Genomic DNA, 25,353 nt, shown 5'->3' with positions numbered 1-25,353 from the left:
ACATCATGGCGACACCGCAGATGGATCGCTTCACGCCCGTATTTGCTATCGCGGCGGCCGCAGAGCTCGCCGAGATGCACCCGCAAACGCTGCGCCAATACGACCGGATCGGACTCGTTTCGCCGCAGCGCACCCGGGGCAACACCCGGCGCTACTCCCTGCACGACGTTGCCCAGCTGCGCGAGGTAGCGCGGCTCAGCAGAAGGTCTCAGCCTCGAAGGGATCCGCCGCGTGCTCCAGCTGGAGGATCGTGTCCAAGCGTTGCAGGCGCAGGTGCGCGAGCTGGAACGCGCGCTGTCGGAGGAACGCCTCCAGCGGCCGGATCGTCGCGTCTTCGCCGCTGGCTCCGCCGGGGCGAAGTGGTCACGCTGCGTCGCGGCACCCGCGTGCGCCGCAACGCTGAAGTTGTCGTGTGGAAACCGTAGCCGGCGCGGCAGCGCTATTCGCTCGGCTCTCGCGCGAACCAGACTTCGAAGCTGCCGAGTTGCAAGCCTTCGATGCCACGGACGAACTACTGCTCGCCACGGCCTCCGACGCGATCCGTACTGTGCAGCATGGCGAGCTCGTAGTGCTCGGGGACCGCCACGGCGCCCTCACCCTTGGCGCAGCGCAGTTGCTCGGCGCAACGGGGATTCGCGTCTTTCAGGATCCTGTGCTGGGAGAGCGGGCGCTGCACGCGAACGCGGCGCGCATCGGGCTCGGGACTCGAACAGAGGCGGACGCGGCAGCAGCTTCCGATTCCGGATCGGTGCCTGCTGAGCTGCCGTTCAGCTCACACGCTCGATGCATCTCTGCTGAGCGGTGCCGCTGTCGTGCTCGTGCAGTTACCCCGCGGCCCGATGCGCTCGAAGAGCTCGCCTGGGCGATCGCGCGCTGGGCGAGGCCCGATGTGCGCGTGTTCGCTGGTGGCCGGGTGAAACACATGACGCACACGATGAATACCGTGCTTGCGCGCCACTTTCGCGAGGTCGCGGCGGGGCTCGGCTGGCGCAAATCACGGGTCCTCACTGCGAGCGCGCCGATCCAGGCCGGGCCAGCCCCGTTCCCGCGTTGGGGAGGGGACCCGAGCTCGACTTCCGCGTCGCAGCGTTCGGTGCGACCTTCGGGGTCCGACGCTCGACCACGGAAGCAGGCTCCTGCTGGCTGGTCTCGCGGACGCGGCCCCTGCAGCCACGCGAATCGTCGATCTTGGAAGCGGCAACGGCGTGCTTGCGGTGTCCGCAGCGCGGAGCAGGCCAGACGCACAGGTGATCGCCACAGATCAGTCGGCCGCAGCGGTGAAAGCGACGCTCGAGACAGCCGCGGCTGCGGGGTCCTCGCCGCTGGCTGCGGGCATGCGTGGACCGAAAGCCCGGGAGCGCGCGCCTCGCTGGCCCCGATCTTGCTGCGAGTCCCGTTCCTGCTGCGAGTGCCGCAGCCCGTGCGGGCGTCTGTGTGCACCGGGCCGACGCGCTCGAAGCCGTGCCGGATGGCTGGGCCGATCTGATCCTGCTCAACCCGCCGTTTCACACGGGCGCAACGGTGCACGCTGGTGTCGCACATCGCCTCATCGCGGCGTGTGAGCGTGCGCTGGCGCCAGGCGGGGAGTTGCGCATCGTGTTCAACTCACACTTGGGATATCGCCACCTGGTCGAGCAGGTCGTGGGGCAGACTCGGCAGGTTGCACGCGATCGTACCTTCACGGTGCTCGCCGCGACTCGGGCCGCGAATCACTCGGAGCGTAGCGCCCCGAAAACCAGCACCTAGGACGCTGATTCCCGTGGATCGTCGAGGGCTTCAGCCCGCGCGTTGATCAGATCGCGCGCAGTCACCCGGTGGAGCCGTCGGCCATAGTCATCGGCAGTCACACCGGAGAGGAAGCTGCCCGGATCGACATCGAGAGCTGTCGCGAGTCGCACCAGAGTCTCGGCGTTGGGGCTCTGTGCCCCACGCTCGATCCGGCCGATGCTTGTCCAGCTCACCTGAGAGAGTTCGCCAAAATCCTCGAGGGATATGCCGAGGCGCTCTCGCGCCTCGCGAATACGCTGCCCAATTTTGAGTGCGGCCGCCGAGTGAATCCTTGCCACTTACCCAGCTTGACGTTTCAGACCAATGAATTCCAGGCTGTTGCGAGCCAGGGCGCAGATGCCCTGAACGTAAACGATCGGCAAGGAAATCGTGTGCTAAGGGGCAGGGCTGGACGAGCTCGATCCCTGGCTCGATCCACGGCCTCACCCTCCTCACCCTCCTCACCCTCCTCACCCTCATCCCCTCTTCCCGTTCCTCTTGTCTCTCTCGTCTTGAGTACGGCGCGCACCGGACTAGTCTGGGGGTGAAATGTCGAACTCCACGCGTGCGCTGCTGCTCAGGATGGCCCCGAGCATTTACGGGCCCACCATCCTGTTTACGCTGGGACAAAGCGCGGTCATGCCGCTGATCCCCGTCATCGCAGTCGGCATGGGGGCTGGGATCGGACTCTCCGGTTTCATCGCTTCGGCTCTCGTTGTCGGTCAGCTCGCTGGGAACCTCCCGGCAGGGTGGATCGTGGCTCGCGCTGGAGAACGAATTGCGATGCTCATCGCGACGGGAGTCGCCTTCTTCGGTGCGATCGGAATTGTGCTCGCACCGAATCCTGGCACGCTTGGTGTCGCAGTCTTTGTCATCGGATTCGCCGCGGCCACCTTCGGTCTCGCCCGGCACTCGTTCATGACCACGCGAGTGCCGGTCGCCTTTCGTGCGCGAGCGCTGTCGCTGATCGGTGGCTCCCACCGCCTCGGACGCTTGGAGGACCGTTCCGCGGCGGGCATCCTCGCGCTCACCGCCTCTCCGGTCGCCCCGGTGCGGGCATTTGTGGTGTGCTTGGCGCTCACCGCCCTGCTCGTCACCTGTGCCCCTGATCCGGAGCAAGCGCTTCCCGTGCAGCGCCCAGTTGAGGAGCGGAGCCGCGCACTGCGGGAATCCGGGCCGCTGTGCGCCACAACCGCGCCCCGCTCGCGCGCATCGGTGGTTCTGCGGCGATACTCTCGGGTTTGCGCACCACCAAAGATGTGCTGCTGCCGCTCTGGGCGGTCTCAATCGGCATGGACCCCGCCGGGGTGGCGCTCGTGGTCGGAATCGCTGGCACGGTCGATTTCGCGCTGTTCTACACGAGTGGGCAGGTGATGGACCGCTTTGGGCGGCTGTGGGCTGCGCTGCCTGCAACGATCGGCATGGCCGTCGCCTTCTTGGGACTCTCGCTCACGCACGATTCGCCCGATGCGCTCACCTGGCTGCTGATCTGTGCGGTGGTGATCGGGATTGGAAATGGCCTATCGAGCGGAATCGTTCTCACGCTCGGGGCCGACCTCGCGCCCCAGGGATCCGTCGGCCTTCCTCGCGGCCTGGCGCACCCTCGTCGACTTCGGTGGCGCGACGGCCCCGCTCGCGATCTCGGCAATCGCCGCTGCTCATTGCCGCTCGCTGCGGCGGCGGCAGGCACGCTCGCTGTGCTGGGAGCGGCCGGTTTTGCGCGCTGGGTGCCCTGATACGTGCCACGTGCACACCGGAAGCCGTAGCACCCTGGTACCGAATCTCGGCCGCCCGGTACTGGTGATGCGCTGAACCGCGCGGTGGCCAGGGATTTCTCGCGGCCGTTGCCTACACTTGAGAGTGTTCGCCCACCGGCGCGCACTCCGTCTCAGACCGAAGGACTCCCGCACATCGTGAGCACTACCGATCGTCCGGCCCCGCTACGCATCCTGATCGGCTGCGACACCTTCCTTCCTGACGTCAACGGCGCGGCCCGCTTCGCCGAGCGGCTCGCAGCCGGCCTCGTCCGTCGCGGCGAAGAGGTGCACGTGGTTGCCCCAGCCGTGAAGTACAACCGCGGGGGCAGTTTCGTCGAGACGATCGAGGGCGAACGCATGGTGGTGCATCGCTGGGCGAGCTGGCGCTGGTACCCGCACGATTGGCTGCGCTTCGTGCTGCCATGGCGTGCCAGAAGCCACGCGCGGAAACTGCTCGATCGGCTGCACCCAGACGTGATTCACATCCAGTCGCACATCATCGTCGGCCGAGCGCTGGCCAAAGAGGGTGCGAAGCGCGGGATCCGAATCGTCGCGACGAACCACGTGATGCCGGAAAACGTCCTTGATTTCACCCTGCTCCCCGAACGCGCCAAGAAGCTCCTGGTGCGGTGGGGGTGGCGCGACGCCGACCGCGTGCTGCAGCGCGCAGCCGAGGTGACCACACCGACCCGGCGCGCGGCAGACTCCTCGAGCGAAACACACACCGACGCGGCGTGCTCCCCGTCTCCTGCGGGTTGCGGGCCTCGGACTACACGGCAGACCTCACTCCGCGGCGCGAGAACAAGCTCGTGTTCGTCGGTCGTGTCACGCTTGAGAAAGAAATCGACGTCATCCTCCGCGCAATCCCGCGCGTCGACCCGGCGCTCAACGTCAGCTTCACCATCGTCGGTGACGGGGATCAGCGCAAGCAACTCGAGAAACTCGCGGCAGATCTCGGAATTCGTGATCGTGTGCACTTCACCGGCCGCGTCAGTGATGCCGAACTCCGCGCGAGCCTCACCGAGGCGAGCATTTTCGTGATCGCGTCCATCGCCGAGCTGCAGTCCATCGCGACGATGGAGGCGATGGCCTCTGGACTCCCGATCATCGCGGCCGACGCCATGGCATTGCCGCACTTGGTGCACGAGGGAGAGAACGGCCACCTCTTCCAGCCCGGCTACGACCGCGAGCTTGCCGAGCGAATCGAGGGCGTGTTGCGGCTGTCACCAGAGGAGTACCAGGCAATGCAGCGCGCATCGCTCGAGGCGGTCAAGGTGCACGATATCGATCGCACCCTCGACACCTTTGAAGCGTTGTACCGCGGCGAGACCCCCGCGAGCTGACGATGCACGTGCTCGTCGTCACGGATCAGCACCCGGACTCCCTCGGTGGGGTGCAGGTGGCGATTCGCCTCCAGCGTGAAGAACTGGAGCGGCGCGGGCACCGCGTCACCGTTGCGGCGCCAGCTCTGCACCGCGCTGGGTACGTTCCCGCTGCCGCGGACCGTGCGGCGTACATCGAGCTGCCGTCGTTCCCCATCACGCGGGATCGCGAGTATGGACTGAGCTGGCCAGGTGCGCGCACCGACCGGGCGCTCGCCCGTGCACTGCGCGAGCTCCCCGGTCGATGTCGTGCACGTGCAAGGCGACTTCTGGGGGGCGCTGATCGGGATCCGCGCCGCCACGGGACTGCGTGTGCCGATGGTGCACACAATGCACAATCACGTCGATGCAGGCACGCGTGCGGTGACACCGTTCGCACCCCTGGCGTTTGCCGTGCTGCGGGTGTGGCGTCGTCTCGCAGTGGGCCGCACCACAACTGACATCGATCCTGCGGCCCGTGGTGCGTGGCGCTACCTTGCAGAACTCGCAAGCGCCGCGGACGTCGTCACCGCACCATCACGACACTTCGCCGCCGAGCTAGAAGCACACGGGGTCGCGCCTGAGGTGCTCGTCACTCCAGGTGGTGTCGCAGATGCGGCAATCGCAGCGGCTCGAACGGTGCCGCGTACGCCGCGAAGCAGGCCGAAACTCGTATGGCTCGGGCGTATGAGCCAGGAGAAACGGATCCTCGAGTTCGTCGCAGCAATCGCCGAGTCCGGCATCGACGCGGACGTTGCCCTGCACGGCGCTGGTCTGCTGCTGCCAAAGGTGCGAGAGCGTATTGCGCAACTCGGGCTCGGGGATCGTGTCACCATTCCCGGACCAGTGCCCTATGCTGCTGCGCTCGCCGCCATGCGGGATGCCGACGCCCTCGTGCAGACCTCGATGGGTTTCGAGACTCAAGGGCTGACGCCGTTTGAGGCGGCCGCGCTCGGAACTCCGACGATCTACTGTGATGCAGAGATTGCCGACGATGTCGCTGCATGGCCGGAGTGGCGAGTGGCAGATCGCAGCATCGGCGCACTCGCTACGACGCTCAGAGCGGCCGTGGGTCAGCTCGCAGCGGCTGCCACCGATCGAGAACACTCGGCGGCGCTCAGAGTGAGCGAGCAAGATGCTCAGCGCTTTCTGCAGTCTGCCCAGAGCGAGGTCATGCTTGCCGCGTACGCGCGCGCGGGGATCCGGATCTGAGCTGCAGAGCTCATGTGCTGTTGCCCTGAACAGCACAGCGCCGGAGTGGTTTCCCACCCCGGCGCCGTACTGTTCGCGATCAAGACGCTGATCGCGCTTGGGCGGTGACTAGTTCTCTACCGAACGGTAGATGAACGCGGCCATCGCTTCACGCGTAGTCGAGCTCTTCGGACCGAACTTCGGCTTTCCGCTTGCTTGCTCGATACCCGTCGAAATCCCCGAGTCAGACATCCAAGCGATTTCCTTGTAGAACTTGTCGTTCGTCTTGACATCCGAGAAGGGCGACTTGGCGGGAGCCTTGTAGCCCTTGGGATCGTTGTAGCGGTAGAGGAACGCCGCCATCGCTTCACGAGTCACCGAGGTCTTCGGGCCGAACTTCGGCTGTCCGCTCGGCTGCTTGATTCCCGTGGAGATCTTCTCGTCGTACATCCAGGCGATCTGCTCATAGAACTTATCGCTGGTCTTGACATCGGAGAACGGTGACTTGGCGGGTGCCTTGTAGCCGCTGGGAGCCTCGAGGCGGAAGAGGAACGCGGCCATTGCTTCGCGGCTCATTGCGGACTTCGGCTGGAACTCGTACGTGACGTTTCCATTCGCATCAGTCTTCTCGATGCCGGTCGACAGACCCTTCTCGGCAAGCCAGTAGATCTCCTTCGCGAACTTATCCGTCGGCTTGACATCCGTGAAGGGGGCTACTGGAGGAGCAACCACCTTCGTGCCGGCCGGAGCCGCCCAGAAGAGACCGCGCGCAGCCTGGCTGAGCCCACCCTTCGGGTGGTTGCGGAACACGACGGAGGTACCGAAGACCACGGCCTTGCCGCCGGAGGCCTTCTCGCCAGAGATGACGGATGCCTTCGACGCAGCAACCTCGGGGCCGTTCGTAGCGTTCGTTGCGCGCCAGTGCCCTGCGAGCAGCGGATTGCCTTCGCCGTAGGTCTGCTCAGCCTTCGTGCCCTCGCCGAGGTCCGTGAAGGACACCGCTGGGTACACGAATGCATAGTCCTGGCGGTACGGCTCAAGAATCGAGCCGGCAGGAGTATCCGTTTTCACAATGCCGTTCCCTGACGTGTTGCCTGCAACCGGAGTTGCCTGCAACAGCCCGAAGGTGTTCGCAGCGGTGTATGCCGCGGCCGTGCGGCCGACGATGGAGCCACCCGCGTCAACCCACGCCTGCACCGCATCGCGGCCGGCTGTCTGCGAACCGTTGAAGGTGAAAGACGTGCCGACCCAGATCACATCGACGCCGTCAAGCAACGCCGGGTTGGCGGTGATGTCGGCTGCGGTCACGCGGGTCAGATCATCGAAGCCCAGTTCTTCAAGCGAGAGCTTGTCGTCCTGGTTGCCGACGTAGAGCAGCTTCAGGTCTTTCAGACCCTTGGTGCTCGGCTGCGCCAGTGCTGCGAGGTCTTCCTTCGTTGCCTTCTCCACTGCGATGTCGTACTTCGAGGAAGTTTCGGCGACGATCGCGGCGTTTGCCGCGTCAACGACCGCTGAGCCATCAGCGAGCATCGATACCGCGACGCCCTGACCGAGCAGATCATTGACTGCCTGATAGTCGGCGACGCCTGCGAGGTCGAACGTCAGGTGGCCATCTGCCGGCACCGTTGCGTGCGGCGTGACTGCGGAAATCGCGGTCGCGGCGCCGATCGGAGCTGGATCTGTGGTTGCCCCGACCTTGTCGACGGTCGCGCCCCAAACATAGCCGAGGCTCCAAGCCGAAATGTCGTACATCGACGGCAGCTTGTTCGAGATGTCCTCGCCGAGATCAAGCAGCGCGTTCGCGAGTCCACGCAGCGGCTGGTGCATATCGACAATGTACGAGCCCGCCGGGTAGGTCTTGTCACCGACAACCGTGTCGGCATCAAGCGTGCCGACCTGCACGCCCATGTCGAGCAGGCGCTGCACGAGGCGGTTCGCGTCGCTTGCCGAGCGCTGGCCGTCACCCGCGGGGATGACGTAGGCGCGTGGCAGGTTGACCGTCTCCTGGTTGTCGGAGACATCCCACTCAGCCTTCCACTGATCGGGGCCAGGTACGCCAGCAATGTTCTCCGTGGTGAGCGCTGTGATTGGCGTCCCCTGGATCCCGCGTGCAAAGGTCTCGATCTGGTTGTTCAGCAGATCCTTCGACACGTTTGGCGTGTTCAGGTAGTTGACCATCGCGACCATCGTTTCGTACGCGTTCGCCTGGTTGATGACCGCGTTTTCCGGGGTCATCAGGCTGCGGCCCGAGATGTTCGTGCGGCCCTTCGGGATCTCCACCGTCGCGGTCATCGCCCCGTAGAACGGCGAGATCTGGGCGGTGAAGATGGGCGGGAAGTCGTCCCATCCGGATGCCGTATCGCGGTACGGGATCTTGATGAACTCGGTCGGCGTATTCGTCACGGTGCCACGTGGGCCCGTGAGATACGTGTTTCCGGGGATCAGCTTCTGCGTGACGTGCTTCTCAACTTCGAGTGCGAGCGCGTAGTTGTGCGGAATGAGCAGGTCGTACTCGTAGTTCGAGCCGTGGGGCGGGCCCGTCGGCTCGACCTGCAATACGCTCGTGTAGCCGTGGAAATCGGCGGTGTAGAGCGGCTGAATCGCGTTCGCGGTCTGCGTGTACGACGTTGCCTCAGGCGTCGTCAACGTGATCATGTCACGGTTCGGGTCGAGCCCGAGTGCCGTCGCACGCGTTGCGTTCGTGCGGCCATCGGGGTTGAGTGACGGCGAGAAGTACACGCGGTTGTTGCGCAGGATCGAACCGACTTCCTCCATGGGGGCGGTCGCCAAGTATTCGATGTACTGCAGTGCGGCGTCGGTGCCTTCCCACTCGTTGCCGTGGATATTGTTGCTCAGCCAGATCGGCGACTTGTACCCGGCGAGCAACTCGGCGTCTGTCTTCGCCTCAAGCGGGTTGTTGCGAATCTTGAGGCGCCAGGCCTCCTGCTGCGCGGTAAATTCTGTCGTCTCGGGCGCGGTGACGGTGACGAGGTACAGATCTCGGCCCTGTGTCGATTTGCCGATGGTTTGAACCGAGACACGGTCGCTCTTGGCCATGATCTCGGTGAGCTTGGGTGCGATCTCCGGGTGTGACATGAGCCCAGGTACGGTGGTGTTGTAGTCAGGCTCGCCATTGGGACCGGTGGGGTTGTCCCGGAAGAAGTTCAGCCGAGGTTGCGTCGGGTAGGACGTCGGCATTTGGAACGTGGTGTTCGTGCTGGCACTCGCGTTCGGTGCAGCGTTGGGTGTTGCGCTCGGTGCACTACCTGGCTCGTCGCCTGGCACCTCGATCTCTGCGGTGTACGGAGCGGAGCCGACATCTGCGGTGCCCTCTCCGCGCCCCTCTTCTGCAAACGCAGCTGGGCCGAATGCGGAGACCAGCATGGCCGCGACGGCCACCCCGCTGAGCCCCGCTATCAGTCTTCTGTGCGACATGTTACCCCCATCTACTCTTCATTGAGTTGTCCACCATGGACACGCGCAGCCTAACAATGGCACTCAGCCAACGTCAAGGAAAGCGCATTACAGAGTATGTCCCTCGACTTTGTTGCACCCCACCTGCTCCATACATGGTATTGGGGGCTGCAGGGATCGTGTACGCGCTATTTTGGGAGTGCCAGACATGGCGGCGCGGTCAAGCGGGTGACAGGGATGTCGCGCTCCAAGCGCACGAACGCCGCGCACGGAAACCGCGCGCGGCGTTACGAACGTTTCGGGCTTAGAAGCGCCATACGGCGGCCTGGAAACCCGCCGGCATTTCGGGTTCCCAATTTTCTACCTCAGTGACGAGGCCAGAGCCGCCCGGGCTGTTTGACTGCACAATCGTGAAGGTGCCGTCGGTGTTGACCGCGGTGATGAGTACGGTATGAACACCGGTCACCCAGGAGGTGGGGGATGCGATGTTCTCGTACTGAATGATGTCCCCGGGGGCAGCGGTTTCGAGCGTCATGCGCGTCGCGCCAGCGTAGTTTGCGACAGGGTCGCCGCTGCCGTTCCAAGCGCCGTTCCCGGCGCGGATCCAGCGCTGTGCCGACATGATGCACTCGCCAGGCTGGCTCCACCCGGTGGGGCGGCTCGTGCCGATCTCGCTCTCGGCGAGGGCGATCGTGGCTGCGACGTCAAAATTGTGGGGGATCTGAGGGGTCTCTTCAATCTGGAGCACGGAATCGATGCTTGCGCCAGCAAGCTCCTCGCCCGTCGTGTCCAGCGTCTGGGAGACCGTGGTGGCCGGGAGGACGGAGGCTGGTGAGAAATCCTCGACCGGAACCGCTGCTACCGCCGGTGCTGCACCCATGGTGAACGTCACCGAAGCGACCAGGCTCACAATGAATGCTTTGGCAGGAAATTTCACGCGTAATACTCCGGGGGTTGTCCAACAAAAAACGCCGGGCTCTGGCCCGTGCGCCTCAACCAGTATGCGTTACCGTTCTGTTACGTTCAAGTCGGGAAGCTGAGAATTCCTGATTCGCGGTGAAGAATCCCCGGAATTATGCGAATTTGATACCCAGCTTGCGGCCAAAATAGTTCACCGGCTCGGGCCAAACAGGAGCGCTGCGGCGTGATTTTGGGTTCCGAAAGGGTGCTGAAAGCGTTCCGCGCACCGCCGAGCGGTCGGTCGAATTCAGTCTTGAGCACAGAACACGCTAGACTGATGCGCGCTGGCTTTCGAGTCAGTGAGGAGGATTCGCCTAGCGGCCTATGGCGCACGCCTGGAACGCGTGTTGGGTTAACGCCCTCGGGGGTTCAAATCCCCCATCCTCCGCCAAGACCCCCTGTTGTGTGCAGCAGGGGGTTTTCGCGTCTCCGGGGGTATCGCGCTGGGGAGCGCGACGCAGCGTCGGCAAGACCGTTGCCACGCATAGCGTCCGCTGGAGGCACGGCTTCTATCGACGTCACGGGGCATGTCGCGCGTGGGCGGGAAATCGGCCGGGTTCAGGCTGCGTAGCGCTGTCTGCGCATCACGACGTGTGTGCGCGAAGCTCGGCTCACTCGCGCAGGGTGCCGAGCCGCTCGATTGCCCTACGCAGGGTGCCCTCGTCCTTCACGAACGTGAAGCGCACCCACGACGAGAGCGCCTCCGAGGTGACCGACCCGGGCCGACAAAACGCTGAGAGGGGGACACACGCGACCCCGATGCGTGCGGGAAGGGCGCGCGCAAACGCAGCCCCGTCCGGCATCTCGCTCGTAAGAAACGGTGTTGCATCAGCGCACACGAAGTACGTGCCCTCTGGCACCACGAGCGTGAAGCCCGCCGCGCGCAGGCCAGCGACAAGGAGGTCTCGCCGCGCTGCAAGGGAACTGCGCAACTCAGCGATGTCCGCATCGCCTTCGGTGAGTGCGCGCGCGATGGCGGGCTGGAACGGGGCGCCGCCCGAATAGGTCAAGAATTGCTTCACCGCGAGCAACGCTTCGATCAGGGGTGCGGGGCCAGCGACCCAGCCGACTTTCCAGCCGGTCAAGGAGAACGTCTTGCCTGCGGAAGACACTGTGAGCGTGCGCTCGGCCATGCCAGGGAGCGTTGCGATGGGGTGATGCGGTTGCTCACCGAAGACGAGATGCTCATACACCTCGTCGGTGATTACGATCGCATCAACGCGAGCTGCGGCTTCCGCGACGGTGATGAGCTCCGCATCGTTCAGGACGGTGCCTGTCGGATTGTGCGGGGTGTTCAAAATGATCAGCCTGGTGCGTTCCGATACTGCTGCTGCGAACGCAACAGGATCAAGCCGGAACCCGGTGGGGTCCGGGCGGAGCGGCACGGTCACGTGAGTCGCTCCAGCCATCGCGATCACCGCGGCGTGCGCATCGTAGAACGGTTCGAGCGTCACCACCTCATCGCCCGCCCCTGCGAGCGCGAGTACCGCGGCGGCGAGGGCCTCAGTTGCGCCAGCCGTGACGATCACCTCGGTCGCCGGATCCAACTCGATCCCGTAGTGCCGTTTCTGGTGCGCCGCGATCGCATCCCGCAGCTCAGGGATCCCTCGTCCGGGTGGATACTGGTTCGCGCCAGCTCGGATTGCCTCCATCGCGGCGGCGCGGATCCACTCCGGCCCATCTGCGTCTGGGAAGCCCTGCCCCAGATTCGCCGCACCGGTCGCTTGCGCGAGCGCGGTCATTTCCGCAAAGATCGTGGGACGCGTGGTCCCGTCGGGGGCGGTGAGTCCGCTCGCTCGGGCTACGCTGCGCCACCTCTGAGTCATGTGTCCAGTGTAGGAGAGCAGTGCCCGCACTTCCGGCTGATGTCCAGTTCTGAAACGTACACTCGGATCATGACGGACCCATACGCAGATGACGCGGCGCGCGCGCAGCGGCTCAGCAAGCGGTTCGGGCGATTCATGAGCACCTGGCGGCGCTGGATCAGCCGTAGGCCGTGGCTCAACACCGTGTACAAGGTGATTGTCACCACACTGGGGCTCTTGGTTGTCGTGATTGGACTGATCCTGGTCCCACTGCCCGGCCCCGGCTGGCTCATCGTGTTCATCGGCCTCACCATTCTCGGTACCGAATACCACTGGGCCAGGCGCCTGCTCGGCTGGCTGCGCCGCGTGCTCGCCCGGTTCTGGGAACGCTGGGGAGCATGGCGCGCGTCCCGGAAGGCTCGCCGAGCTGCCACGCAGTAGTGCTGGCGGTGCTTTGTAGTGCTTTCTTGTGCTTTGTAGTGCTGGCGGTGCACTGGGAGCGCTTGGCGGTCAGCGCGTCCCGGCGTGCTGCCGCCCCTGACACTTGCCCGCGGCCGCGCTCACGCAGGAGATTCGAACTCGCACAGGTCGATATCTCAGAAGGCCCACTGCCTGAGCGAGGATCTCCTGTGTGAGCTCGACGCCGGGCGGCGCAAAAAACGCAGGGCCCGAGCCGAAGCTCGAGCCCTGCGCTGTCCCGCGACGAGAATTACTTGACGAGCGGGAGGTTGAAGATGAATCCGGGCTGAGCGCCCTGGCGGTAGTTCTCGCTCACCTTCGCCGCAGCAATGATGTGGAAGATGAACAGCACGACTGAGCCGATTCCCAGCAGCACGACAAGGATGCCGCCGATGAACGGAATGACCCCAAGGATCCAGGTGGCGATCCCAACACCGACGCGCAAGAGCGAGAAGTTCAGGTTGTCGCGGTGGTACACATAGGCCTGCTGGTTGCCCTTGTCCTTCTCGATGAGGAAGAAGATCAGGGCGGGGATCCAGCTGAAGAACACTGACAGCCAGTAGTTCAGCTGAATGTTGCTGAGCGGATCAGCGACCGGCTGCGCATAGCCTGGGGCCGGCTGCTGATAGCCGCCGGGCGGCGGAGCCTGGTACTGGCCGGCTGCAGGCGGAGCTGCGTAGTGCGGCGGCTGCACCGGCTGCTGCGGGGCACTGTACTGCGGTGGCTGCACCGGCTGCTGTGGCGTGCCGAACTGCGGGGCCTGCGGAGGGACCGGAGCCTGCGGGGGAACCGGGGCCTGCGGCGGGGCAGGGGTTTCCGTGGGATCCGGCAGCTGCGGCTCGGAGACCTGCGGCTGCTCAGCGGGGGTGGGGACGTGGGTCGGCTCAGCCGGGACACCCGGTACCGGCTGGTTGCCGGCGGGCTGGCCTTCGTGACCCTCAGGGGGCAGCGTGCTCATGGTGATCTCCTTTGCACTTACGATCTACTACGACGTTACCGCAGGCACACCCGTGTGGATAGGACATCCGGAATTCTTCCTTCCGGATCGCCTGCGCAGATTACCGTACCGCGTTGCGGCGCAGCGGCCTAGAAGACGTCCGGGCTGGGGCCGGAGGTGTGGAGGATCGACACGTCTGCGTGACGGTCAAAGCGGTATCCGGTGCCGCGCACCGTGCGCACGATGTCCTGGTACTGCGCGAGCTTCACTCGCAGGCGGCGGATGTGTACGTCGATCGTGCGCTCGCTCGGGGTGTCTTCGTCGGAAGCGTCATGCCACAGTGCGGTGATGAGCTCATCCCGGCTGACGGTGCGGCCCTCGCGGAGCACGAGGTACTGCAGCAGCTCGAACTCGCGGAACGTGAGTGCCGCCGCGACGTTGTCGAGCAGTACGCGCTTGCGGGAGAGATCGAGCACCACACCGCTGGCTGCGCGATCCTGATCGTCCGCCTCGTGCTGCTTCTGGCGTGCGTGCGCCGCGGGATCTCCGAGGGCGAGGCGCACTACGTCGACGTCACGGCCTCCGGTTTCCTCCGGGGCGAGAGCTACTGCTGCGTAGGTCTCGGCGGCAGGAGCGAGCTGTGCCACGAGCTGCTTGATCTGGGTGACGATGGCTCCGAGCCGGGGATCGCCGTCTGCGATCTTGTCGTCTGCGAGGCCGACGTAGAGTGCGAAGCCTCGGACTTCAGTGCCCTCAGGCACATTGCGTTCCGGAGTGGGCTGTGACGGCAGGATCGCGGTGAGGTCGGGGCGAGCTGCGCGAAGAGTCTGGGTGGTGGTCATGATGATGTGTCCTTGGCTGTCGGTCCGCGTTACGCGGGGTGCCGGCGCGCATGTGCGGCGGCGAGGGTGCTGAGTGAGCGAGCCGAGCGGCTCAGAAGCTCACGGAGAAGCAGCTCCGCGGAGCGGAGGCGCTGTGGTGAACGCAACGAACTGCGGTTCACATGCACATTCGACAGCGCATGCCACCCTGCCCGGCCATCATCATGCCGGTATTCCCAAAGTTCACCTCGAAGGCAGACTGGGGACGAAGGGTGTCATACATAAGGGACAGTTAAGCAAAGTATTGCGTCGGGTGTCAACCTATTGCGCAATATGACGGAAAAATGCGGTGCGGCGGGGTGGCGCCTGCGGGCGGACGGTGTGATCGCGAGTGTTTCTTCGCGATCACACCGTGGCTGGCTGCGCTACTGCGCGGTTCCGTAGAGGCGGTCGCCTGCGTCGCCCAGACCGGGCACGATGTACGCGTGTTCGTCGAGGCCATCGTCGAGCGCGCCGAGCACGAGGGTCACCTCGCGGTCGCCCGCTGCTTCGCGAATCGCCTCGACGCCCTCGGGGGTGCCGAGCACGCAAATCGCAGTGACATCGTCCGCGCCGCGGGCGAAGAGGAATTCAATTGCGCCGGCGAGGGAGCCGCCGGTCGCGAGCATCGGATCGAGCACGAAGCACTGGCGCCCGGCAAGTGACTCGGGAAGGCGCTCAGCGTATGTGGTCGGTTGCAGTGTTTCCTCATCTCGCACCATGCCGAGGAATCCGACCTCGGCGGTAGGGATGAGCTTCACCATGCCCTCGAGCATGCCGAGACCAGCGCGCAGGATCGGAACGACGAGCGGCAGCGGCTCGCTGAGTCGCACACCTGTGGTGGGTGCCACCGGGGTCTGAATCTCGTGCGGCTCGACGCGCACCTCACGGGTCGCCTCGTAGGCGAGCAATGTCATGAGCTCCTCAATGAGGAGCCGGAAGGTGGGCTGCGGCGTCTTCACGTCGCGGAGCACCGTCAGTTTGTGGGTGATCAAGGGATGGTCCGCAACGAAAACTCGCATGCGCCTATTCTATTCCCGTGCCCACCATCCCTCCATCCCCCGCTGACATTGCGGCGATGCGGCTCGCGCTCGCCCAGGCTGAGCGTGCCGCATCCGCAGGCGAGATCCCCGTCGGCGCCATTGTGCTCGGCCCTGCTGGCGAGCTGCTGGGCTCGGGCCACAACGCGCGGGAGAGCGCGCCAGATCCCACCGGTCACGCGGAAGTGCTGGCCATTCGAGCGGCTGCGGAAGCGCTCGGCGATCGCATGCTCACCGACTGCACGCTTGTGGTCACGCTCGAGCCGTGTGTGATGTGCGCCGGGGTGATTCTTGCAGCCCGTATCCCGCGTGTCGTGTTTGGTGCATGGGACGAAAAGGCCGGGGCTGTCGGCAGCGTCTACGATCTGCTGCGCGATGGCCGCCTCCCCTCCGCGGTGCCCGAGGTCGTCGCAGGAGTGTGTGCTGCAGAGTCGATCGCGCTGCTGCGCAGCTTCTTCACCGCTCGCCGCCCGGACGGCAGCGGGCCCGCCGGGGCCACCGCGCGGCCGAGTCACCCTTAGAGTCGCGGCGCCACCGTCACAGGCTCGCGCGTAAACGAGACCTCGACGCGCTCTCCGGCGCGGTACTCCGATTCAGAGCCGTGCTGGGCCGCCACGGTGCTGCCGTCGCCAAATTGCACGACCGTGCGCCGGATCGGTCCGAGGAATCCGCTCGAGATCACGACGGCGCTGCGCTCGCCAGCATCGGACCAGCTCCCAGCGGACCCAGCATTTCCGTTGAGATGTACGTGCTCTGGCCGCACATATGCCGTCACCCGCGCTCCGGTGACACCGGTGGTGCCGGAGGGAACGGCGAGAAGCGGGAGCTCTGTGCCGCGCACGCGGACACGGTCGCCCACAAGGTCACCATCGACGCGGTTCGATAGGCCAACAAAGTCGGCAACAAATGAAGAAATCGGGCGACGGTACAGTTCCTCTGGCGTGCCGAGCTGCGCAATCCGCCCGCCCTCCATGACGGCTACGCGGTCGGAGATCGCGAGGGCTTCTTCTTGGTCGTGGGTCACAAACACCGTCGTCATCCCCAGTTCGGTCTGGATCGCGCGAATCTGCTCGCGCAACCGCACCCGCACCTTCGCGTCGAGCGCCGAAAGGGGCTCATCGAGCAACAGCGCGCGCGGCCGTGTGACGAGCGCTCGGGCGAGCGCGACGCGCTGTTGCTGCCCGCCGGAGAGCTCGTGTGGGAAGCGTTCGGCAAGGTGCGCGAGGCCGACGATCTCCAACATCTCGCCCACTCGCGTGCGGCGCTCCTGCTTCTGCACGCGTCGCATGTCGAGCCCGAATTCCACGTTCTTTGCGACGGTGAGGTGCGGGAACAGTGAGTACTGCTGAAACACCATGCCGATATCGCGACGGTTGACCGGAACATTCGTGACCTCTGCGCCGCCGATGAGCACGCGGCCTGCAGACACCGCCTCGAGCCCTGCGATGCAGCGGAGGGCCGTCGTTTTGCCACAGCCGGAGGGCCCGAGGAGGCAGATGAGCTCGCCGGGCGAGAGCTCGAGATCGACACCGTGGAGCACTGTGGTGGATCCGTACTTCTTGGTGACTCCGTCGAGGCAGACGGACTGACCGGCCTGGCCAAGTGGTGAATCAGTGGACACGTGGGGCCTCCTTGGAAGGCGAGGGCAGGGGAAGGCGGGAATTCGGCAGGGTGATTGCGCTGGGCAGTGCGCCGTGGGCCGCGGCGACCGCGGATGCGCTGGGATCCGGATCCGGGCCGCGGCGAGCAGCCCGACGTGTGGTGCGTCGGCTGCGCGGTGGCCCTCCCGTTGCGCTGACGAGCAGCAGTACCACGAACACGCCAACGAGCGACAGGAGCGAGATTGCGACCGCGATGAACGGATCGGACTTGGAGACCTGCAGGAGCGCAGTCTGGAGGGTGATCCGGTTCAGGAGCGAGGACACGGTGAACTCACCGAGCACGATTGCGATGGTCAGGAGTGCGGCGGCAAGCAATCCGCGCCGCACGCCGGGCGCGATGATCCTGATCAGCACGGTGCCCCAGCCAGCACCGAGTGAGCGCGCCGCCTCAGCACGCACCCGCGCATCCATGCCGGTGAGGTCTGAGACGATCGCGCGGTACGCGAACGGCAGGACGAGCACGCCGTAGGCAAGGGACAGTGTCCACACACCGGATCCGATGGTCTGCCCGATGACACGGTAGATGGGGGCGAACCCGACGACGAGCACGATCGCAGGGATCGCGATGGGCAGCACGGTCAACAAGTCCAGACCGCGTTGGAGCCGAGGAAAGCGCAAGTGCACGAGCACGATCGTGGGAAAGAACACGAGCAGCACGATTGCGAGGGTCAGCAGCGCGAGCAGCACCGAGTTGCCGATGCCTTCGAACAGGACGCGATAGGTCCGCGCCTGATCCGGATCGAAGAGTGCGAGCCAGTGCTCCGGCCCGTACCCCCCGGACGTGCGGCGGAGCGTGAACTCGAGCATCGCGAACAACGGGATCAGGAAGACACCGCCGATGACACCGATAATCGTGCGTGCGACGGCGGGCGAGGGCCGTCCGGGTGCGGCTGCGCTCATCGCTGCCACCGTGCCGCGCGGGACATGAGCCTGCCGTAGCCGAGCATGACGATCGTCATGACGATCACCATGCCGAGCGCCAGAATTCCGGCGGAGGCCGCCTGGCTCGCGCCAGTCTCGCCGATGAGAGCCGCGCGAATCTGGAGTGGCACGATCTGGGAGCCCTGGCTGATGAGGGCCGCGGCTGTCGCGTAGGACGAGAATGCGTTGGCAAACAGCAGCAGGAGCGAACCGAGGAATGCGGGGGCGAGCACGGGAAGGCCGACCCGGCGCCAGTACGCGCCGCTTGATCCGCCGAGCGTGGCAACTGCCTCTGACCAATCGGGTCGCAGCGCCACGACCGCTGGCAGAAATGTGATCACCATGAGTGGTACTTGGAAATAGAGATAGGGGAGGATCAGTCCTGGCAGTTCATACAGCCAGACGCCTTTGGCGAAGAGATCAAGGCCGAATTGCTCGCGCAGGATTACCGTGACGATGCCCTGAATGCCGATCGTCGCGATGAATGCGAACGCGAGCATCACGCCGCCAAACTGGGCGAGCACTGAGCTGGCTGCATCGATCACGCGGCGCAATGGCCCCCGCTCGGGCAGCGCAGCAAGGGCCCAGCACAGGATCGCGCCAATCACGGCACCGCTCAACGCGGTGAGCGCACTCACCCAAATGCTCGACCCGAATGCGGAGAGCGTGTTGGGCTGGGTGAGGACGGCGAGGCCAGCAAGGGTGAACCCGTGCTCACCCACGAAGCCGCTCGCGATAGCAATGCATGTTGGCACCGCGAGGAAGAGGAGGACATATGCGACGAACGGCGTCAGGCCGAACGCGGGAAGGAGGCGTTTCATGGGAACCGGGGAACGGAGCGGGGCGCGAGTGTCCCTCACGCCCCGCGGAGCCGCTACTGAACCGTCGTGGCCCAGCGCTCGGTGAGCAGTGCGTTGGCGGCGTCGGTTTCCTCCTGGGTCGGCGAGACCCAGTCTGCCGAGTCGGTTCCGAAGGTGGCCTGCGAAATCAACTTCTCATCGGCTGCGCCGGCCTTCGTCAGCGCATCGACCCGCACGGGTACGGCGTTCGCTTCGAGGAAGAGCGCCTGCGCTTCGTCGGAGAAGATCCACTCTTGCCAGAGTCGGGCAGCGGCCGGGTTCGGGGCGTCCTTGTTGATCGCCTCGTTGTAGAACGACACGTACGCGGCGCCAGGGAGCACCGTCGTCTTCCAGCTCGGTTTGTCAGCGGCGGCCGCGACGTTGTTGAACGACCAGTCGAACACGAGCGGGGTCTCGCCTGAGGCGATTGTCGCGGGTGTCGGATCGAGCGAAAGGAAGTTCCCTGCCTGGCGCAGCTCTCCGGCAAAGTCGATGCCGGGACCGAAATCATCGACACCGCCGCCATTTAGCGCCGCAATAGAGCCGATTGCTGCGAACGCGGCACCAGCCTGCGTCGGGTCACCGTTGAGCGCCACGGCTCCCGTGAAATCGGAGCCGAGGAGATCTGTGAGGGTCTTCGGTTCGGGCAGCTTGTCCGAGTCGTACCCAATCGACATGATGCCGGAGTAATTGTTGACCCAGAGGCCCTCCGGATCCTTGTTCTCAGCCGGGATCGAATCCCACTCCGCCACCTGGTACGGCGCGAAGTAGTCGGTGCTCGCGAGCGCTACTGCGGTGCCGAGATCGAAGACGTCGGGCGCAGTGTCTTGCCCCTTTAGGTTGTCAGCTGCCTGGATCTCCTCGGCGCTTGACGCGTCGGGGGAGGCCGAATTGACGGTGATGTCGTACTTTTCCTCGAACCCGGAGATGATCTCGCCGTAGTTCGCCCACGTGTCTGGGAGGGCGATGACGTTGAGCTGGCCCTCCTCCTGTGCGGCTTTCACGAGCTCATCCATGCCGCCGAAGTCTTCGGCGCTGGTCGCGGTGGCGGCATCGACTGAGGTGCCGGATCCCGTGTCGCCGGACCCCGTGCCGGGGTCAGCGGCGCCGCCGGTAGAGCAGGCTGCGAGCCCGCTGATCAGGAGTGCGGTCGTGACGAGCGTCGCCGAGCGCAGAAGTGCGCGAGAGGTCACTGGTGTTCCTTCCGGAAAGGGTGAACGGATCGCCGGTACGGCGCGTGCGACGTCCGCCGAGGCGGCGCCGATCCGATCCAACGCTAGAGAAGCGCAGTTTCCAGGAGGCGACCCGGGAGTGCCCGGAAGGTGAACAGCGAGTGAAGCGGGGGCGCTCAGTCGCTCGAGAGCATGACGATTGAGCTCGTTGTCGGCTGAGCAATATTCGGATCGAGATAGACATCGGGCTCGATGTAGATAATCCGTGCGGCGGGTACGGCCTCGCGCACCCGGCGCTCAGCAAGGTTGATGATCATGGAGACCTCGTTCATCGTGCGCTCGGGAGCGAGGCTGATCTTTGCCCCAACCATGAACTCGTCGGGGCCGACGTAGAGCGTCTTCATGTGAATGATCCGGTCCACATCCTGCGACTTCAACAGGGCTGCTTCGATCTTTGCAACGTCCTCATCGCTCGCCCCTTCGCCGACGAGGAGGCTCTTCACTTCGATGCCGATGATGATTGCGACGGCGACGAGCAGCACGCCAATTGCGATCGTGGCGATGCCGTCGAAGAGGCCGTTGCCGGTGATGACGGTGAGGCCAACACCGAAGAACGCGATCACGAGGCCGAGCAGTGCGGCAATGTCCTCAAGGAGCACCACGGGAAGCTCCGGGGCTTTCGAGCGGCGGATGAACTGGATCCAGCTCGAGTCGCCCTTGTGTGGCCGACTTTCTCGGACCGCGGTGCGGAGCGAGAAGCTCTCAAGCCCGATCGCGATTGCGAGGACGAGCAGTGGCAGCCACCACATTTCGAGCGGGTGCGGGTTCTGGATCTTGGAGACGCCCTCGTAGACGGAGAAGACACCGCCGATCGAGAACAGCACGATTGCGACGACGAAGGCGTAAACATAGCGCACACGGCCGTAGCCGAACGGGTGCTCCTTGTCAGCCTTCTGCTGTGCGCGCTTGCCGCCGAGCAGGAGCAAGAGCTGGTTTCCGGAGTCTGCAAGTGAGTGCACACCCTCGGCCAGCATCGACGAGGAACCGGAAAAGGCCCACGCGATGAACTTCGTAATCGCAATGCCCATGTTGGCGAGGAACGCCGCGATGATGGCCTTGTTGCCGCCTGTCGCGCTCATGTCAGTTGCCTCCAGCTGAGTGTTCGTGCTCTTCTGCGCCATTCTATGGCGGGAGGGAGCACCAGGCGGCCATATTGGGGCGCGTCGGTTCGCCCTCCCCGCCGGGGCACTCTCCTAGAATGTGCGTGTGAACGCAGCCAGTGAGACGCCCGAGCAGCCCGGCCTTCCCCGCACCGCGATGATCGGTGTCGGTTCGATGGGGGGTGCAATCCTGCAGGGACTGCGAAATCCCTCGGTCGCGATTACGCGCCCAATTGTTGTTACCACTCGCTCAGCGGCGAGTGCGGCAGAGTATGCAAACACCACTGATGTCACGGCGATCGCGCTCGAAGACGACGCCGAGGCGAACCGGCGCGCTGTCGCGGGGGCTGGCCTCGTGATTCTGGCGGTGAAGCCCTGGCTGCTGATCGACGCAGCACGCGAGATCGCGCAGGCGCTCGAGCCAGGCGCAGTCGTCGTGAGTGTCGCGGCCGGAGTGCCGAGCGCTGCGATTGAAGCGGTGCTGCCTGCAGGGGTCGCCGTCGTGCGCGCGATGCCGAACACTCCGTCACACATCGGGCGCGGCATGACCGGGATCGCTGGGGTGCCACGGCCAGTGCCGCCGATGTCGAGCTCGTGCGCCGCCTGTTCGAGACGGTCGGCCAGGTGATCGTGGTCCGCGAGGACCAGATCAATGACGTCGCAGCGGTCTCCGGGTCCGGCCCGGCATACGTGTTCCTCTACGTCGAAGAGATGATTGCGGCGGCAGAGCGGCTCGGCTTCGAGGCTGCGCAGGCCAGGCAGCTTGTGCGCCAGACCGTGCTGGGAGCCGCGGAACTGATGGAATCCAGCGGTGAGGACGCCGCGCAGCTCCGCCGCAACGTCACGAGCCCGAAGGGCACGACAGAGCAGGCGATCATTGAGCTGCAGGCCGGCGGCTGGCCCGAGCTGTTCGACCGCGCGCTCGCCGCAAACGTGCGGCGCTCGCGGGAGCTCGAAGCGGAGTAGACCGACCGTTCGGAGCCGTCGGGATTCACGCTGATGCGGAGCTGAGCATTCCCCGATCGCGCTGAGCCGCGCTGAGCCGCACTGAGCCGCGCCCGGCTCCGCACGTGTGCGTGGTGCCTGGCAGCGGTGCGCCGTACCTGCCGCACGGAGGAAGCGGCGAGCTCCCACTGCATCCCGTGAGAATGGGCAGTATCGCGGCGTGCCGCCAGTAGCGTTGCCCGAGAGCAGCATTCGAAACGCCACCAGAGATTCCTGTGCTGGTGCCGCGCGAGGCCCATCCTGGGCGCAATTTGTGCTGTCCAAAACCACCGCAGGCGGGCTCTGGTGCACGCGCTGGCACACCAGAGCCGGTCACGCTTCTTCCGCTCAGCCCCAGGTGAGACCTAGGATTGGGAAGGGAACACTCGTTGCGGAAAAGGACTCCTATGCTCATCGGACGAAATCGCAGTCTTGCCAGCGCGGTGAGTTTGCTCCAGGCTGGCACGAGCATCGATGTGGTGGGCAGCCGGGGCAGCGGGCGTAGCGCTTTTCTGCAGAGTTTGCGCGCGTTGCTTGAGAAAGACGAGTGCAAGGTCATCGTCGTGCGCGGAGTTGCGTCGCTGCGACAGCACCCGCTCGCGGCCATGCACCTCGCCGGAATCGGCGGCCCCAACGATCAGCGTGCCTCAAGTATTCAGGTGACTGTCGAGGCGCTGCGTGAGCAGGCACACGGCACGAAGTCGGTGCTGTTCTTGGACGATTGGGATGATCTCGACGAGTCGTCTTGGGGCGTCGCCGAATCTGTGCGACGGACCACAGGTATGCCGATCGTGCTCTCCCGGTTGCAGGGTCTGCGGGCCAGGCACACCCCGAGTGGCCTTGCGGCTTCAACGCTCGAACCCGCGTACGTCATCGATATGGATCCGATTCGCTTCGAAGAGCTTGAGCAGGTGCTTGAAGCGCACCTTGGCGGCACGATCGAAACGGGCACGATGAGTCGGCTCTACGCGAAGTCCGGCGGAATCGTCGGCCTTGCGCGGAACGTGCTTGACGCGGCGGTGCGTGAGGGGCGCATGGTGAACAACCATGGTGTGTGGTCTGCAGCGCGAGACCTCTGGAGCCCTGCGCTGCGGGGCGTGTTGGAGGCGCACCTGGAGAATCTGGGGTCCGAAGCGCGCGACGCCCTTGAGATCATCGCGCTCGTCGGCGTCGCGGACGTTGAGACCGTGCGGAAGCTTGTCAGTTGGCACACGCTCGAGTTGCTGGAGGAACGCGCGATGCTGCGCATCGTGCCAGCCGGAAATCGTCAGCTCGTGACAGTGGTGCCGCCATTGTTGGTCGAGTTCTTCCGCAACGAGCCGTTGGCTGCGCGGCGGATCAGGCTGACCGAGCTCATCATCGACCGATTGGGCTCGTCGGATTCCCTCGACCTGCTGATCGCCCGCTCGAGCCGCAGCGAGACGCTGGGTGAGGACGATGCGCTGTTCGTTCGGCTGCTCCAGGAGCGGGCACGGACCAGGCGGATAGTGACCCGGGCCGAGTGGAAAGACTCTCCCGGACCGCGCACGGCCGTGCAGTATGTGCGTGCCCTGCTGCAGACCCCCGGATCAGAAGAGAAGATCGCGCAAGTGTTTGAGGAAACGGATAGCGCAGCGGGAGACCCCGCGGGGCGCGTAGCGCTCGCGGTGTTGCGCGCGCAGTGGACCGCGTACATCGAGAACGACATGCTTGGCGCACTGCGTCGCCTGCGCGCCGATACTCACGGTCTCGGTGCGTATGAGCGCTCGGCTGAGGCGTGCGCAGTGCTGATCGAGACGAACCTCACTGGGATCCCGGAAGACTACGCTGCGCGACTCGAGAGCTCAGACGATCTGCCCGCCGACGTGCAGCTCGCGCTCCTGGAAGCGCAGATGACGGTGCTGATCTCGCTGGGCCGGTTTGGTGACGCCCGCAGGGTGTTCGACTCGCTCGCAGAACACGTCAAGAACTCGATGGACACCGCCCACAACATGCTCTACGGGCTCGTGCTTCTCGGCCTGGGCGAGTTCGACGCAGCCCTCAGCTGGGCGCTGCGCGGGATTGACGAAGCGCACGGGTACCTTGACCCGGATGCCACGCGAGCGCACGGCTACCTTGCGGCGCTGTGCCTTGGAATCTCGGGAGATTACCCGGCGACGGAGAAGCTGCTCGACACCCTCTTCGCTATGGGGGAACCGCCGAGCTTCCCGACCTCCGTCCAGCTCGGGTTGCTGAACATCGCATCGCTCGTCGCGATCCGACGAGGAAATGTATCGCTCGGTGAGCGCTACGCGAGTGAGGTCCTCAGCAGTGGCGTGCCTGACGGCCCGTTGCCTGTGCAGGCGGGCGCCTGGGCTGATGCGCAGTTGCTCGCATTCAACGGCCAGCAGGTTGAGGCGGCTGAGCGACTGTGGGCTTCGTCCGAGTCGCTCTGGGCGCGTGGCGCACGATTCTCGGCAGTGCTTGGCATGCTCACTTCGTTGGAGATCCGCATGGATCCTGCACGCATGCAGCGCCTCGAAGAGGCGATCGCCGAGCTCGACAGCCCGTATGTGCTGCCGCACCTCGAGTACCTCCGCAGCCGAACGGCCGGAGACGCAGCGGCGCTGGTCGCGATGGAGGAACGCCTGCTTGAGACCGGGAGGCCGGGGCTCGCCGTTGAGGCGCTCAAACAGGCCAGTGCGCTGTTCCAGGAGGCGGGAGACACGGCTCGTGCAGCGGAAGCGCAGGAGCTCCTCGACGAGTTGGTGGAGTCGTTTGGCAGCCGGCGGATCGACACCACGCGGTTTGGCGCAACCGCGGTGACCCTGACTGCTCGCGAGCTCGAGATTGCTGGGATGATCGCTCAGGGGCTGAACAACCCTGATATCGCCTCGCGCCTGGTGCTCAGCGTGCGCACCGTGGAGAGCCACATCAACCGGATTATCCGCAAGACGAAGCTGGGCGGACGCGCTGACGTGGTTGATTATATGAACGGGCTCGCCGTGGGTCGATAGCGTGGGTGCGAGCCGGCGAGTCGGCGATCCGTACCGGGCCACGCTCGACGTGCGATCCGTGCGATCCGTGCGATCCGCGCCTCGCGACCC

21 protein-coding genes, 1 tRNA gene and 3 pseudogenes are annotated in these 25,353 nt (G+C 65.2%); 13 read left to right on the top strand and 12 right to left on the bottom strand.

The window, feature by feature from the left end:
• Positions 1–5 precede the first annotated feature (5 nt).
• The 3 genes and pseudogenes from K1X41_RS07810 to K1X41_RS07805 all read left to right on the top strand — a co-directional run bounded on the left by K1X41_RS07810 (position 6) and on the right by K1X41_RS07805 (position 1,746).
• Positions 6–425 (top strand): annotated as a pseudogene (locus tag K1X41_RS07810) (heat shock protein transcriptional repressor HspR).
• Positions 426–947: 522 nt separating this feature from the next.
• Positions 948–1,253 (top strand): annotated as a pseudogene (locus K1X41_RS15515) (methyltransferase); the annotation flags it as partial.
• 85 nt (positions 1,254–1,338) lie between these two features.
• A complete protein-coding gene (locus K1X41_RS07805) occupies positions 1,339–1,746 on the top strand; it encodes a class I SAM-dependent methyltransferase (protein WP_258566381.1) in 408 nt (135 codons plus the stop codon).
• Here the strand turns inward: K1X41_RS07805 and K1X41_RS07800 are convergent.
• Positions 1,743–2,066 carry a helix-turn-helix domain-containing protein gene (locus K1X41_RS07800; RefSeq protein ID WP_133617177.1) on the bottom strand — a complete coding sequence of 108 codons (324 nt, stop codon included), beginning with the start codon at positions 2,064–2,066 and terminating at the stop codon, positions 1,743–1,745. The two genes, K1X41_RS07805 and K1X41_RS07800, sit on opposite strands and share 4 nt — an antisense overlap.
• Before the next feature lie 250 nt (positions 2,067–2,316).
• Between K1X41_RS07800 and K1X41_RS07795 the strand changes: the two genes are divergently transcribed.
• The 4 genes and pseudogenes from K1X41_RS07795 (at position 2,317) to K1X41_RS07785 (ending at position 6,097) form a co-directional block, all read left to right on the top strand.
• A complete protein-coding gene (locus tag K1X41_RS07795; protein ID WP_396426473.1) occupies positions 2,317–3,141 on the top strand; it encodes an MFS transporter in 825 nt (274 codons plus the stop codon).
• Positions 3,084–3,503, top strand: coding sequence for a hypothetical protein (locus K1X41_RS16105; RefSeq protein WP_396426472.1), 420 nt, complete (start codon positions 3,084–3,086; stop codon positions 3,501–3,503). The genes K1X41_RS07795 and K1X41_RS16105 overlap by 58 nt, the downstream gene beginning before the upstream one ends.
• A 177-nt stretch (positions 3,504–3,680) precedes the next feature.
• Positions 3,681–4,867: pseudogene (locus K1X41_RS07790) on the top strand (glycosyltransferase).
• Between the two features lie 231 nt (positions 4,868–5,098).
• Positions 5,099–6,097: a glycosyltransferase gene (locus K1X41_RS07785; RefSeq protein WP_258566380.1), complete on the top strand. Its 999-nt coding sequence runs from the start codon at positions 5,099–5,101 to the stop codon at positions 6,095–6,097.
• 108 nt (positions 6,098–6,205) lie between these two features.
• Here K1X41_RS07785 and K1X41_RS07780 read toward each other — a convergent pair whose 3' ends face one another.
• Positions 6,206–9,511 carry a M14 family zinc carboxypeptidase gene (locus tag K1X41_RS07780; protein ID WP_133617181.1) on the bottom strand — a complete coding sequence of 1,102 codons (3,306 nt, stop codon included), beginning with the start codon at positions 9,509–9,511 and terminating at the stop codon, positions 6,206–6,208.
• 283 nt (positions 9,512–9,794) lie between these two features.
• The gene (locus tag K1X41_RS07775; protein WP_133617182.1) at positions 9,795–10,427 is read right to left on the bottom strand and encodes a CHAP domain-containing protein; all 633 of its coding nucleotides are present in this window, start codon (positions 10,425–10,427) and stop codon (positions 9,795–9,797) included.
• A gap of 326 nt (positions 10,428–10,753) precedes the next feature.
• On the opposite strand from K1X41_RS07775, the gene K1X41_RS07770 reads away from it, so the two are divergent.
• Positions 10,754–10,841: transfer RNA gene (locus tag K1X41_RS07770), tRNA-Ser, on the top strand.
• A gap of 220 nt (positions 10,842–11,061) precedes the next feature.
• Here K1X41_RS07770 and K1X41_RS07765 read toward each other — a convergent pair.
• Complete coding sequence (locus K1X41_RS07765) at positions 11,062–12,276, bottom strand: aminotransferase class I/II-fold pyridoxal phosphate-dependent enzyme (RefSeq protein WP_220174325.1); 1,215 nt, start codon at positions 12,274–12,276, stop codon at positions 11,062–11,064.
• A gap of 69 nt (positions 12,277–12,345) precedes the next feature.
• On the opposite strand from K1X41_RS07765, the gene K1X41_RS07760 reads away from it, so the two are divergent.
• Positions 12,346–12,696 carry a TIGR02611 family protein gene (locus K1X41_RS07760; protein WP_243642950.1) on the top strand — a complete coding sequence of 117 codons (351 nt, stop codon included), beginning with the start codon at positions 12,346–12,348 and terminating at the stop codon, positions 12,694–12,696.
• 268 nt (positions 12,697–12,964) lie between these two features.
• On the opposite strand, the gene K1X41_RS07755 is transcribed toward K1X41_RS07760, so the two are convergent.
• The 3 genes from K1X41_RS07755 to upp form a co-directional block, all read right to left on the bottom strand.
• Positions 12,965–13,672, bottom strand: coding sequence for a DUF4870 domain-containing protein (locus K1X41_RS07755; RefSeq protein WP_133617185.1), 708 nt, complete (start codon positions 13,670–13,672; stop codon positions 12,965–12,967).
• Positions 13,673–13,800: 128 nt separating this feature from the next.
• Complete coding sequence (locus tag K1X41_RS07750; RefSeq protein WP_132205986.1) at positions 13,801–14,493, bottom strand: winged helix-turn-helix domain-containing protein; 693 nt, start codon at positions 14,491–14,493, stop codon at positions 13,801–13,803.
• 404 nt (positions 14,494–14,897) lie between these two features.
• The gene (upp, locus tag K1X41_RS07745; RefSeq protein ID WP_132205988.1) at positions 14,898–15,533 is read right to left on the bottom strand and encodes a uracil phosphoribosyltransferase; all 636 of its coding nucleotides are present in this window, start codon (positions 15,531–15,533) and stop codon (positions 14,898–14,900) included.
• A gap of 56 nt (positions 15,534–15,589) precedes the next feature.
• Here upp and K1X41_RS07740 point away from each other — a divergent pair, with 56 nt between their 5' ends.
• Positions 15,590–16,072, top strand: coding sequence for a nucleoside deaminase (locus K1X41_RS07740; RefSeq protein WP_132206228.1), 483 nt, complete (start codon positions 15,590–15,592; stop codon positions 16,070–16,072).
• Here the strand turns inward: K1X41_RS07740 and K1X41_RS07735 are convergent.
• From K1X41_RS07735 to K1X41_RS07715, 5 genes are all read right to left on the bottom strand, one after another.
• A complete protein-coding gene (locus K1X41_RS07735) occupies positions 16,069–17,172 on the bottom strand; it encodes an ABC transporter ATP-binding protein (RefSeq protein ID WP_132205990.1) in 1,104 nt (367 codons plus the stop codon). The genes K1X41_RS07740 and K1X41_RS07735 overlap by 4 nt on opposite strands.
• Complete coding sequence (locus K1X41_RS07730; protein WP_132205992.1) at positions 17,162–18,112, bottom strand: ABC transporter permease subunit; 951 nt, start codon at positions 18,110–18,112, stop codon at positions 17,162–17,164. Before K1X41_RS07730 ends, K1X41_RS07735 begins: the two co-directional genes overlap by 11 nt.
• A complete protein-coding gene (locus tag K1X41_RS07725; RefSeq protein WP_133617188.1) occupies positions 18,109–18,954 on the bottom strand; it encodes an ABC transporter permease in 846 nt (281 codons plus the stop codon). The genes K1X41_RS07730 and K1X41_RS07725 overlap by 4 nt, the downstream gene beginning before the upstream one ends.
• A gap of 53 nt (positions 18,955–19,007) precedes the next feature.
• Positions 19,008–20,165 (bottom strand): ABC transporter substrate-binding protein, encoded by a 1,158-nt coding sequence (locus K1X41_RS07720; RefSeq protein ID WP_132205996.1) that lies wholly within the window; start codon positions 20,163–20,165, stop codon positions 19,008–19,010.
• Between the two features lie 155 nt (positions 20,166–20,320).
• Positions 20,321–21,283: a cation diffusion facilitator family transporter gene (locus K1X41_RS07715; RefSeq protein WP_132205998.1), complete on the bottom strand. Its 963-nt coding sequence runs from the start codon at positions 21,281–21,283 to the stop codon at positions 20,321–20,323.
• Between the two features lie 127 nt (positions 21,284–21,410).
• Between K1X41_RS07715 and K1X41_RS15940 the strand changes: the two genes are divergently transcribed.
• From K1X41_RS15940 to K1X41_RS07705, 3 genes are all read left to right on the top strand, one after another.
• Positions 21,411–21,932, top strand: a complete 522-nt coding sequence (locus K1X41_RS15940; RefSeq protein ID WP_309478038.1) for a pyrroline-5-carboxylate reductase family protein — start codon at positions 21,411–21,413, stop codon at positions 21,930–21,932.
• Entirely contained in the window at positions 21,899–22,270 is a 372-nt protein-coding gene (locus tag K1X41_RS15935) for a pyrroline-5-carboxylate reductase family protein (protein WP_309478037.1), read from the top strand. The genes K1X41_RS15940 and K1X41_RS15935 overlap by 34 nt, the downstream gene beginning before the upstream one ends.
• Positions 22,271–22,695: 425 nt before the next feature.
• Positions 22,696–25,263: a helix-turn-helix transcriptional regulator gene (locus K1X41_RS07705; RefSeq protein ID WP_133617191.1), complete on the top strand. Its 2,568-nt coding sequence runs from the start codon at positions 22,696–22,698 to the stop codon at positions 25,261–25,263.
• Positions 25,264–25,353: the final 90 nt, after the last annotated feature.

The sequence above is a fragment of the Leucobacter luti genome (genome assembly GCF_019464495.1).
GTDB classification, from domain to species: Bacteria; Actinomycetota; Actinomycetes; order Actinomycetales; family Microbacteriaceae; genus Leucobacter; species Leucobacter luti_A.
This window is presented reverse-complemented; position numbering and strand designations above follow the sequence as displayed.

Coding starts and splice junctions, on each gene's coding strand:
- K1X41_RS07795 (WP_396426473.1), top strand. CDS start 2,317: ATGTCGAACTCCACGCGTGCGCTGCTGCTCAGGATGGCCCCGAGCATT.
- K1X41_RS07780 (WP_133617181.1), bottom strand. CDS start 9,511: ATGTCGCACAGAAGACTGATAGCGGGGCTCAGCGGGGTGGCCGTCGCG.
- K1X41_RS07765 (WP_220174325.1), bottom strand. CDS start 12,276: ATGACTCAGAGGTGGCGCAGCGTAGCCCGAGCGAGCGGACTCACCGCC.
- K1X41_RS07760 (WP_243642950.1), top strand. CDS start 12,346: ATGACGGACCCATACGCAGATGACGCGGCGCGCGCGCAGCGGCTCAGC.
- K1X41_RS07755 (WP_133617185.1), bottom strand. CDS start 13,672: ATGAGCACGCTGCCCCCTGAGGGTCACGAAGGCCAGCCCGCCGGCAAC.
- K1X41_RS07750 (WP_132205986.1), bottom strand. CDS start 14,493: ATGACCACCACCCAGACTCTTCGCGCAGCTCGCCCCGACCTCACCGCG.
- upp (WP_132205988.1), bottom strand. CDS start 15,533: ATGCGAGTTTTCGTTGCGGACCATCCCTTGATCACCCACAAACTGACG.
- K1X41_RS07740 (WP_132206228.1), top strand. CDS start 15,590: ATGCGGCTCGCGCTCGCCCAGGCTGAGCGTGCCGCATCCGCAGGCGAG.
- K1X41_RS07730 (WP_132205992.1), bottom strand. CDS start 18,112: ATGAGCGCAGCCGCACCCGGACGGCCCTCGCCCGCCGTCGCACGCACG.
- K1X41_RS07725 (WP_133617188.1), bottom strand. CDS start 18,954: ATGAAACGCCTCCTTCCCGCGTTCGGCCTGACGCCGTTCGTCGCATAT.
- K1X41_RS07715 (WP_132205998.1), bottom strand. CDS start 21,283: ATGAGCGCGACAGGCGGCAACAAGGCCATCATCGCGGCGTTCCTCGCC.
- K1X41_RS07705 (WP_133617191.1), top strand. CDS start 22,696: ATGCTCATCGGACGAAATCGCAGTCTTGCCAGCGCGGTGAGTTTGCTC.